Source organism: Paenibacillus sp. GYB006, from assembly GCF_036577645.1.
Classification (GTDB): Bacteria; Bacillota; Bacilli; order Paenibacillales; family Paenibacillaceae; genus Paenibacillus.
Genome location: NZ_JARBDA010000026.1, coordinates 18115 through 30395, shown reverse-complemented (window position 1 = coordinate 30395; position 12281 = coordinate 18115). Strand labels below are relative to the sequence as shown.

Sequence of the window (12281 nt, the reverse complement as noted above, 5' to 3'; positions counted from 1 at the left end):
GTGTTACTCACCCGTCCGCCGCTAAGTCTCAAAGAAGCAAGCTTCTCATCGACTCCGCTCGACTTGCATGTATTAGGCACGCCGCCAGCGTTCGTCCTGAGCCAGGATCAAACTCTCCAATAAAGTTTATTGAAAAGAGCGATAAGCTCATTTAGAAAATGCTGACGAGAACTAAAAAGTTCTCTATATTAATACTCACTCGTTGTTCAGTTTTCAAAGATCAATTCATTCCGGCGTTTTCCGACCGGATTTATAATATATCATGTTAAAACAATATATACAACTGGTAATAAAAACCAACTTTGATGAGTCAGTAACTAGCTTTATCCGCTGCATCATAACTCATTTTAAAGCCGCTCTCTTAGCGGCGAATTTATAATATATCATACTGTTCGGCACACTTCTACTTGTAAAATGTTCCATGATAATTACTATCATCATCTCAGGTAGATTTTACACTACATTGGATTTATCCCCACTAACGGAGCACGGTTAGTACTAGCATTTCTTAGGCAGGAGAAAGTTATATTTAGCACACCTTCTATTTAAGATGTAAATCAAATAAGGCACAGGCATGTCTGCCCAGCAATTTTCTAGAAGTTCCACTCTTTAAAACTTTGAAAGCAGCAGACCTCTACCAATCTTAACTATAGAGCCCCCCTCATCACTAGAAGGAAACAGCGAATATTTGTCAAATAAGATTTTATGTAATGCAACAACACCCTTAAAAATATTAGCTCTAGTTATTCTAATGAACATAAAAATCAAGACAAGAGATCCAGACTAAACTATTATTTCGTGAAATTAAATGATTCTTTTTTAAGGAAACTATTATTTTTCTCAATATGAATGATTTATATTAACCGCTATCGGTTCAAGATCTAATTATTCGAAAAATTGGTAGTACATAATTAAATTATAAAACTAGTATTGTCTGAAAACCTTTTAGTTCAATTCAGTATGTGTAAGTGCATTAAAGGGGGTGATAAATAATCGAACATTTGGTAAGCGGTTACAAGGTGTCATGATTCATGATAAAACTCATTCATATTCTCATTGAATGAAACATCAGGAAGGGCGGATCAAATTTATATGTTTCTATGGGGCTGCCTTTTACAAAAGATTTCTTCCCCCATTTCTAAAAAAGATATTAGATAGAGGAGGAGTTAATTAGATGGACCGAAGGACTATTCCCATCCAAAAATCACTGTTTGTATCCTTTTTGGCATTCCTTATGATTATCTCATTAGTCATCCCCCCTTCTCCGGTGTATGCAAATTCATCAGACAACCTGCCTGCTCGTCATGCAGAATATCTTAACCGAGGTTTGGTTGCAGTTCTGGTAGACAATGGTGTGTTCTTGAGCTGGAGGTATTTAAATACCGATCCTAATGATATCGCATTTAATGTTTATAAAAATGGAACTAAAGTGAACACATCCCCCATTAGTAATGTGACCAACTATGTGGACACAACAGGCTTTGACAGTTCACAGTATCAAATTTCTACTGTCATTGCAGGAAAAGAAGAAATGCAGCCTGAGGTAGTATCGGTTTGGCATAACGAATATATGCCTATTAAGCTGGATAAACCTGCTGACGGGCGGACCAAAGATGGCGAAATCTACTCATACTACGCGGGCGACGCTTCCATAGCGGACTTGGACGGCGATGGTGAATATGAGATCGTCTTCCTTTGGAGCCCGAGCAACTCCAGGGACAATTCACAAAGCGGATATACCGGTAACGTCTATATTGACGCTATCAAACTGGACGGCACAAAACTGTGGAGAATCGACTTGGGCGTCAACATCCGCGCTGGAGCGCATTATACCCAGTTAATGGTGTATGACCTAGATGGTAATGGGAAAGCCGAAGTCGTTGTTAAGACGGCAGACGGAACAAAGGACGGACAAGGAACGGTCATCGGCGACGAAACGAAGGATTATCGCAATGAAGGCGGATATATCCTGACAGGGCCTGAATACTTAACACTCTTTAATGGTGAGACGGGAGCTGCTGTATCTACCGTTGATTATAATCCGCCAAGAGGGATTGTTGGTGATTGGGGCGACACCTATGGCAATCGTGTGGACCGGTTCCTCGGCGCCATAGCCTATTTGGACGGTGTGAAACCAAGTGTAGTAATGAGCCGCGGTTATTATACGCGTACCGTACTTGCTGCTTATGATTTTACAGATGGAAAACTCGTAGAGCGCTGGACATTCGACACAAATAAAGCAGGAACTCAGTATCAAGGACAGGGCAATCACAATCTAAGTGTGCTAGATGTGGATGCGGACGGCAAAGATGAAATCATGTTCGGCTCACTGGCGATTGACGATGATGGGACCTTACTCTACAGTACCCAACTGGGACATGGCGACGCCATACATGCTGGCAGACTCGATCCGAGTTTGGATGGCTACCAGGTCGTAAGTGTGCATGAAAACAGCAGTGCCGAATATGGGCTAGAGATGCGTGATGCAGCGACAGGTGACATCATTTGGGGTCAATACACAGGAAAAGATACTGGACGCGGAATGTCAGCTGATATTGACCCGAACTATCCTGGATACGAATCATGGGCATCGACCATCGTTAATGGAAAAATGGATCCATTAACTTCCGTATATTCGGCAAGCGGCGAGGTTATTTATGAACAAAGTGATGCTCCAAGAAGCACTAACTTTGCTATCTGGTGGGATGGAGATCTGCAGCGTGAACTGTTTGACCACGAGTGGAATAACAGTACAGCAAAAGGTATTCCTCTCATCTACAAATGGGACTATCAAAACAAAAAACTGAATGAAATCTTCCGGGCGACTGGGACACTGACCAATAATCATACTAAAGGAAACCCGGCGCTTCAGGCGGATATTCTAGGAGATTGGCGTGAAGAAATTTTGCTACGGAGCGAAGACAGCTCGGAGTACCGACTCTATACCACAACTATTCCAACAGCATACCGGATACCCACACTGATGCAAGATCCCGTTTACCGACTGGGTGTAGCTTGGCAAAATGTAGCTTACAATCAGCCGCCTCATACAGGTTTTTATCTTGGAGAAGAATCTACAGAGTTCCCTAAAGCTAATCTGACACTAACCGGCGGGGAATCAGCCATGGAGCCGGTTTATCATTTTGATTTTGGTACAGAAACCTCTGAGGGGAAAACTGCCGTGCAAAACACTTTATACGAACAAAAAACTGGTTTTGGCTTTATGGATACAAGTAACATTACCGTAGGAGCAAACGAGGTTTCTGTTGCGGCAGGAACAACATTCGCCGTAGACCTAGCAAATGCTAACTATAAAGTGACACTGAGATTGGGCGGCGATGCGCAAGATTCAAAAATTGGCGTCAAATCTGAATTTGTCCAAAAGCTGGCCGTGACCAATATAAAGGCAGGACAACCACTGGAATATTCTTATGACGTTGCGCTGGTAGATGGACAACTCGATTTCCTCTTCACCGGTACAGCCATAGTCGTGCAGGACATCATTATTGAGAAGTATCCGGACAAAGCGCCAGGAGCAGCAACAACAATTTACATGGCCGGTGATTCAACAATGCAGTCTTACAGTGAAATGCAGGCACCGCAAGAAGGCTGGGGCCAGCAATTTGGCCAATACTTTTCAAACGGGGCAGTAATCGTGAATAACGCAATCGGCGGTAGAAGCAGCAAATCATTTATGGTTGACGGCCGTCTTGATACGATTTTGCAGCGGATTAAGCCAGGGGATTTTTTCTTCATCTCCTTTGGTCATAACGATGCGAGCATAGGGATTCCGGACCGTTATGCATCGCCAGAGGATTATAAGACCTATCTAGCTCGCTATGTGAATGGCGCTAGACAGCGCGGTGCAACGCCGGTTCTGCTTACTCCTGTTGGACGCAGAGATTTTAATACCGTGACTCAGGAATTCAATGTCAGCTTCCCCGCATACGTAGAGGCTTGCATAGAAGTGGCAAAGGAGCTAGACGTGCCATTAATTGATCTAAGTAAGTTAAGCATCGCGTATTACGATCAAATTGGCTATCCAGCTACAGAGAAAGTATTCCTCTACGCTAAACCAGGTGAATATCCAAAATATCCAAACGGTGTAAATGATAACACCCATTTCAGCAGCTTTGGAGCACAAAAAATTGCTGGATTGGTTGCGAAAGCGGTCAAAGACATGGGGCTTAGTATCTCTTCACTAATCATAGATCCAGATATATCCGAACCAGAACCAGAACCGGAAATCCAGCGCTATGAAGAAAACTTTGAAGGGGACTCAGCCGACTACAAGTATTCAATGGTAAATGCAGCAGGCATTGCAGGAACACTGGCGGGAACCATTGTTGAACAGGACGGAAATAAAGTATTGTCCATTAGTGGGGGTGGCTCAGGCCACCGCGCAAAAGCGTTCCGACTATTTGATGCGGTTAACGGCGACATCGTTAATGTAAACTTTGACTGGCATTCTGGTAATGTGATTAACTACCCGTCAGAAGGGCATCTCACTGTCCAGGATTCAAGCGATAACAATCTTTTTACGTTGGTTGCTAAAAACAGCAGTGAGCATATCCACTATTTTGTCGGCCCCTATACAGCTGATTATGGTACTGGCTTTACAGCTATACCTGAAGGTGGTCAGGCCACAGTGATTCCAAAGAATCAGTGGTTTAATGTAGATGCATCTATTAATTTCGCTAATAAGACAATGGACCTGACTTTGAAAAGTCTGAAGGACTCGACTATTGCACAGACCATTGAAAACATTCCGCTAAGCCCGGGTGTATATGCAGACAATGTTAGATCCATTCGTTTCCTAGGTACAAGAAAAAGTGGATCAGGTACTTTAAACTGGACTACCCAAATCGACAACATACGGATTGAAGGCACTCAGCTTCCTCCGGAAGAAACCGATCAGACTGCCTTGATTGCTTTATATGATGAGATCAAATCACTGGATCTGTCATCATACACAGAATTATCGAAAGCCGTACTAAAGCGAGCTTTGACAGCTGCCGAGGCAATATTGGGTACGGAGGCCACTCAGGCTCAAATTAACCATGCGGTTAACATGCTGACTGTTGCAAGAAATTCACTGACAAGCACGCCAATCGAAAATGTAAGTGAATATAAATTTGACTTTGGTTCCGGCGATGTTGCCGATGGATACATCAAAGTAGATGCTAAAAGAGCATATATTGAAGAAAACGGCTATGGCTTTACTGATACCACACTAACCGAAGATGAAAACAGAAAAACCGGAGATGCTCTGACAGAGGATTTCATCCGGGTAAACGGCACCTCCTTTCTAGTAGAGATGGAGCCGGCTAATTACCGAGTAACAATGACCATCGGGGATGCAGAAGAATCGACCAATACAAACGTAGTTGTAGAGCAAATGACAAAGCTGCCTCTCACAACGATCTCTAAAAAAGAATTCAAAGAAATTACGTATGACATCGCTCTAATCGATGGAGTCTTCAATTTCGACTTCACTGGAAATTCACCAAAGATCAATGCGCTAAAACTTGAGCGTCTGCCTGATAATGGTGCCAGTAATAAACCAATCATTTATTTAGCGAGTGATTCCACAGTGGCAAATTACGCAGAGAGCTATCGTCCGCAAGCTGGCTGGGGAGAAACATTAGGAAGATACTTTGATCTAAATGAGGTTAGTATCGATAACCGGGCAGTCGGCGGTCTAAGTAGTAAAACTTTCCTTGTAGGTGGTTATCTCAACAATATTCTTCTGGACATTCACGAAGGCGACTATCTTTTCATGCAGTGGTCGCATAATGACTCTACGCCGTCCCGTCCAGAGCGTTATCTTACACCCGAACAGTTTAAGGTGTATTTGAAAAATTACATTAATGGTGCCAATCAAAGAGGAGCCATTCCGGTTCTGGTCACTCCTGTAAATAGACGTGATTTTACTGGAGATACTCTGAATAAGAGCTTTCCTGAATACGTGAAGGCGATGAAGGAAACGGCGCAGGAAACCGGAACGCTTCTAATTGATCTTAACCAGGCAAGCTGGGAACATTTCCAGGAGCTTGGCCCGGAAGGGACCAAATCAATTTTCATGTGGGTAGGTACAACGGAAGACAATACGCATTTACAGATGAACGGTGCGATTAAGGTATCTGAACTCGTAGCACGACTTGTTAAAAAGCTGAATATACCTTTGTCTACCTTTATCAAGCTCGAGGAAGAGTCTTCAGATAAGGAAGGACCGCATACTACGGCTACTTTGGAGGGAGATTCACATAACGGCTGGTATACTTCAGCAGTACAAGTAATATTCTCGGCTGTAGATGATCACTCCGGAGTCTCTGCGACCTACTATCAGGTCAATGGAGGAGATATAACAGAAGGTACACAAGTTACTTTAAGCGATGAAGGGAATCATGCAATAACCTACTGGAGCGTCGACCACGCTGGGAACAAAGAAGCGGAAAAAACACTAGCAGTACCAATTGATCTCGCACCACCGGTTATTGAAATACAAGGTCAACCGGAATATACGATTAATCAACAAGTGGAAATTAGCTATACTGCTACTGATACAGTCTCTGGTGTCGCAGAGCCAGGCGGCTTGTTAAAGAACGTACCCGCTTATACGTTGGATCCGGGCTTGAATCAAGTAGCTGTTACGGTATCCGACTTGGCAGGTAGAGAGCAGAGCGCCTTTTTTAACTTTGGTGTAACAGCTACCTTCCGCAGCCTAGCTGAATTAACACAAGCGTTTGCTGTAGAATCAGAAAATCCAAATGCTGAAGAGGTCGCGGTACGGATCATAAGTTACCTGGAGGAGGCTGAGCAAGCGGCAGCAGTCCATAATGGAACCAAATCACGCCAGTTACTGGAGAAATATAATAATGAAGTGATTGCTGGCCAAGATAAGACGTTTACTGCAGAACAAACAGAAGCTTTAAGCAGGTGGGCAACTTGGCTCAGCCAGATAACGCCGATCGCTAGCAGTGCACCAGGAACTCCTGAGCTATCCCATGATAACGGCTATGATACAGGTCTCATGGACGGAGATTATACCATTACAATGAACCTCTGGTGGGGTAATAATGGGACTCAATTTAAGCTGTATGAAAACGGGGTATTGATTAAAGAAGTTCCTTTATCCGATCAATCACCTTCTGCACAGTCCGTTCGGATTGACATATCCGGCAAGCAAAATGGCACGTATGTATATACGAGCGAGCTGATCAATTCACTGGGGACAACCGCAAGTACGCCTCTAACTGTTGTAGTCACAGATGCCTCCCCGGGCAAGGGTACTTTATCACATGATAACTGGGACGCAGATGGAAACTATAATATCAGCATGAATATGTGGTGGGGTACGAATGCCTCTAAATATGAGCTGTACGAGAATGGAGTTTTGGTAGACACACAAAACTTGCAGGTTCAAACGCCTCAAGCCCAATCAGCAGTTACGGCTATTACAGGAAAAGTACCGGGGATCTATAAATATGAAGCAATATTATACAATGCCGCAGGTGAAGTGAGAACGGAGGAATTAACAGTCATAGTACGTTAGAACTTCAATCCAATGTTATTAATCGTTGTATCTGCCGTAAAATGAAGAACACTAAACTAACTATTTAAATTTCTATAAGTACAATTCAAAACTCGTTATCTTCTCTAAAACAGAAGATAGCGAGTTTTTAAATCTTAGTACTATTTAGCCCATCGCGATGATCTCATCCAATCCCAAAACTTCGTAATAGCAATTTTTAATCCGATGTCTCAGCGGTCATAGATTTTTTTGATGTATATTTGGAGATTGTAGATAGCACTATGAAAGTATGACGCCATAGAAAATCTAAATAAGCCGTTTTAAAACGATCTGAAACTCCCCTTTTAGCAAACATTTAGGCATCGAATAAAGAAAAAGCATTATCTTTATCTCTTTACACTCATGCCCGTTATCCTCTTTTCTTAAATATTGGAATACTTAATGCAGCTTCTTCATCCATTATCGGTTTTGGTTTTTCAGCTAGTTTTGCAGAAGGTGATGCTAAAGACAAATTAAATTTCGGATCATCACCTAATAACTCTTTGCGGATAATATCACGTAAAATCATGCCTCTAACACCTTTAGGAAGTCGCTGAATAGCTTCCCATAGTTCACTTTCTTCCGCCTCAGGGAAATATATCGTTATTTTTTGTTTTGTTGCCATTAGCTTATTGTGCTCCTAGCGTACATATCATACCCGAGCACCTGCAAATCTTGCGGTGATTCAGGGAATAATGTCTTTCTTAAACTATTTTCTTTTAATTGGTTTTCCATCCGTTCAGAAGAACCGCCGAGGAAAACCACTTTATCAATCAAATGTCCTCTATCAATATATTTCCACTTAATGTCAGCCCAAACATTTCTCGCCTGCTTATCTAGCACATGTAGCACTTCTTCATCTTCTGCAAAGTATAGTTTCTCTTCTTGCGAATTTTTATTGATAATGGTTACGCCATGATCCAGTGCAGAATCAACATCATACTTCGTGTAATTCTTAACACCTCTAGTACGTCTGTTAATGATCTTGCCTATTTCATCATAAGCCGAACCAATACCCAAACTTGGATGTGTGTCAGCTAGTTCATTAAATACATTTCCTTTTTGCATATATACATAGTTCACAGTTTGGAAGCCAACATCTGCTACAAGAACATTTTCTTTTTTCAAAGTTGGATTTGAAGAAAGTAAATACAAATTAGCTGCGTAACCCTGTGGCATAACGATTACATCGTCAATAGATATCTTGAATTTTGATCCTCTGAACTCAATATCAAATTCTTTATCAGAGAATAGATCTACCAGTAAAGGAGCTTCGTCCTCCATAGTTTGAATAGGCAGACCGGTTACTATGTCAGTTTTAAGATCCTCACCCGATGCCTGCACAGCTAAGGGGTAAAGGAACAATATCTTATACTCTAAATCCTCAACCCTGTTACGTGTACTTGATGCAGGCACCACATTTAAGTGCACAAATTCATGTTTACCAATTATGTACTCTACGCCGTCTACGATTATGGTATCCAGCTCGCTTCTTGAGTCTAGCGCCCCTAGTGGAATTTCTGTAACGAGGGCCTGCCGCTTTAGCACCTGCTGTTCGCTATCCGTCCATTTAACATACCCAAAACCTATATCAACTGACTTTTTCATTTTCTCCTCCTTATGTATAGATACGTATCTATACTTTTGGTTTCATATTGAATTATATCAGTTATATCTTTGAATATACAGCTAAAAATTCTAATTTTTACCTTATTTAGAGTTTTAACACTGTCAAAAGTATAGTTATGTATCGTTACGTATCTATACCATGTTGTACGCTGCTGATTAACCGCTTATATAATCAAACTAGGCCGCATTAGGACTATTAACATAAGCCTCTTTTGCTTCCCTTTCTTTAAAGCTAAACTACGTATACTGGTATTCAATAAGGGAAAATAGTCGGGGGTCATCAAACAAGAAATATTTCAAGAGGCTCAGACAATAACATAGAGACTTATCGTAACGATCTGCAGGGAACAATTGTTTTCATCTTGGACGCAACTAAATATTAAATCATCCACTAGTGAAGGGGGAGTATACTGCAGTAACGAAACAGGGAGAAAAACAGTCAAAGAGCAGATCCCATATAAAAAAAGAAATCTCTAACAACACGTAGGGACAACGAAGATATAACATGTGAAAAATAATAGGAGGTCTATTCTATGAAAGGAATCGTTAATCGATTTGAAGGAGAATAAATAATTGAAATAATTAATGACATAAAAAGACATCGAGATTTATTATAGATACATCGTTAAAGTGGATGTTGTTGTTAACTTTAAGAGATAGAAACCCAACCGATTTGAAACAAAACGGCTTTAGCAAAGAATCAATCAACTCATGGAAAACGTCTGGAAAAATGGAAACAAGGAACTTACATATAATATTCTTAAATCATAGGAGCAGACTTGAAACCCTTGACTGCTCCTATTTTATCTTTATTAGACAAGATAAGTATTCTTAATTTTACAAATTCTTAAAGTATAAATCTAAAGCTTCATTAAGAATACGTGTCTTTGTACCTCGTCCACCCTCAATACTAAGCTCATCTAGGATCTTTTTTATATCGTTCTTGAACCATACAGTCTCTCTCGTGTATAATTCATCGAATTTTTCCTTTTTCTTAACTGTCCCTTTATTTTTGCTTTTACTTAAAAGTTCTCTCGCTGTGTTAGTAGTATCAATAAGTTCTGAATGGACTGCATTGCTTACTGGTCTTCTAATTTTATTTTTAAGCTGTTCCATTTTTGAATCAGACACGATTAATCAGCTCCTCTACAAATAAGCGATACTGTTTTAAACCAGCTTTTAATTCAGGGTTATTTGTAAATCCATTGATTGACAATCTCCCAATAGCAGCAGTTCGGGTCATAATCGTTTCAAAACAAAGATCCTCATATTCCTCTTCTACAAGCTCAATCAAAGCCTTATTATCTGTTCTTCTAGAATCAATTAAGGAGCGAAGAATACCAGCTATCTTTAAATTTTCGTTTGCGAGTTCCTGAACGTGTACGCAGGTTTCTAGAAACCTACCTAAAGCTGAATAACAAAATTTACTCGCTTCAAACATAGCCACTACTGCATCAGAAGCAGCTAATGCATTGATTGTTTGATCCCCTAAAGCTGGAGGTGTATCAATAATAATATAATCATAATCATCTTGAACACTTTCTAGAGTTTGCTTTAAAACGAGAGACCTATTACCTCTATAGGACCCATACAGCCAAGATGGGAAACGAGCTAGATGGTCTTCAGCACTTAAAAGATCAAGACGATCAGTTACTTTATGTATATATTTGCGAGCGTCTTGTTCTTGTAAAGCTTCAAAAACAGTTCTTTGATGGAAAACGTATATATCCTCTTGTGTCAATAATTCGGTCAAGTTCCCTTGCGAATCTAAATCAACAGCCAATACTTTCTTTCCGTATTCCGCACTTAGTATATGAGCAACTATACCAGAAGTTGTTGTTTTACTTGATCCACCTTTTTGAATGCCAAAAGAAATAACAGTTGCCACTAAATAGCCTCCCTATTTATTAAAAATTTCTGATATAAGTATAACATAATACATACGTGTACGTACACGTATACGTACACGTATGTATTAAGATTTATAGACCTTCCCACACTACATATTATTATCTACAGAATTTCATCGAATCTTTGATTCCTTCCCTCTAATTTAATTTACTTATGTTACAGCAGGAGAATAAACGGAAATACAGATTCTTATGATTCTAAAAAAGGTATTTCATGAAGAACGAGTTATATATAGCGCAACAAGAGAATGAGGGATTTGCTGAAGTAGCCTTGAATTATATGAATCTATATTAACGCATTAAAAACCAGCTTAAGTTAGCAATGTAAAAAAATAACAATCTAATTTCTACGGTAACGGACAATAAGCAAAGAGGACACTTTAAAGAAGGGGGCTTAATATGTAATGAATGGGTGGCAATAAACAAAATCGCCCAATTTATTATTAGTAAATTACTTGAAGATGAATTATCAGCCACTTCTAAGACCAGCTTTCATCAGACTAATTTATTACAGAAAGCGTTTGGCTTGTCTTTTGTATTTTCTAATAGAGCGATTAAGGGCTGAAACATGGGTTCATCATAGAAACTCTGACCGAAGATTCATGAGCATTATATGGGTCTTTTCCCCTGTTTTTTTCTTTGAATTGATGTAAAATTTAGAATTATCCAATATAATAAATTTTGTTTTATTAACCGAGAGGAACTATCATCATGAATAACATTAACGTAGAAATTACAGTAGTCGGTGAATATTCAACATATGAACAGCTTTATGCTGAGGCTGAGAAACTACCTAAAACAATACGTCTGCAATGGATCAAGGCTTTAAAAATAGTTAAGAAGAATCTCTATAATGAGAAGATTTATTTTCTTTCATCAGCTGCTTTTAGTGGTACCACAATGGGCTATTTGTTTATTACGGACACAAAGGCAATATTAGCTGAAATAAGGCCTTTTGGAAAAATAAGACCTCATGAGATAAAGTATTCAGATTACTCAGAAATCGATCATGATATTCTCAAAGCATTAGGTATGACGGCATCTTCAATTGAATTTAAAAAAAGAGGATTTCTGAGAAGTAAGAAAGTTAGAATTACTCATATTCCTCTAAATCAATTTGAAAATATTTTTAAATTCATTAAAAGGCATTTTAGTTAAATTTTTACAAT

The 12281-nt window shown here is 39.9% G+C and carries 6 protein-coding genes and 1 rRNA gene; 2 read left to right on the top strand and 5 right to left on the bottom strand.

Annotation, left to right across the window (positions count from 1 at the left end):
• A 16S ribosomal RNA gene (locus PV403_RS24015) occupies positions 1-123 on the bottom strand; the annotation flags it as partial.
• A 1051-nt stretch (positions 124-1174) separates the two neighbouring features.
• Between PV403_RS24015 and PV403_RS24010 the strand changes: the two genes are divergently transcribed.
• Complete coding sequence (locus PV403_RS24010; RefSeq protein WP_332086203.1) at positions 1175-7555, top strand: rhamnogalacturonan lyase family protein; 6381 nt, start codon at positions 1175-1177, stop codon at positions 7553-7555.
• 388 nt (positions 7556-7943) lie between these two features.
• On the opposite strand, the gene PV403_RS24005 is transcribed toward PV403_RS24010, so the two are convergent.
• The 4 genes from PV403_RS24005 to PV403_RS23990 form a co-directional block, all read right to left on the bottom strand.
• Positions 7944-8198 (bottom strand): hypothetical protein, encoded by a 255-nt coding sequence (locus PV403_RS24005; protein ID WP_213536118.1) that lies wholly within the window; start codon positions 8196-8198, stop codon positions 7944-7946.
• On the bottom strand, positions 8198-9181 hold the full coding sequence (locus PV403_RS24000; RefSeq protein WP_213536116.1) for a ParM/StbA family protein: 984 nt from the start codon (positions 9179-9181) through the stop codon (positions 8198-8200). Before PV403_RS24000 ends, PV403_RS24005 begins: the two co-directional genes overlap by 1 nt.
• Before the next feature lie 858 nt (positions 9182-10039).
• On the bottom strand, positions 10040-10333 hold the full coding sequence (locus PV403_RS23995) for a hypothetical protein (RefSeq protein ID WP_249717884.1): 294 nt from the start codon (positions 10331-10333) through the stop codon (positions 10040-10042).
• Complete coding sequence (locus tag PV403_RS23990; protein ID WP_191805195.1) at positions 10326-11090, bottom strand: ParA family protein; 765 nt, start codon at positions 11088-11090, stop codon at positions 10326-10328. The genes PV403_RS23995 and PV403_RS23990 overlap by 8 nt, the downstream gene beginning before the upstream one ends.
• Positions 11091-11823: 733 nt before the next feature.
• Here PV403_RS23990 and PV403_RS23985 point away from each other — a divergent pair.
• Positions 11824-12270: a PH domain-containing protein gene (locus tag PV403_RS23985; RefSeq protein WP_213536112.1), complete on the top strand. Its 447-nt coding sequence runs from the start codon at positions 11824-11826 to the stop codon at positions 12268-12270.
• The last annotated feature ends 11 nt before the right edge of the window (positions 12271-12281 follow it).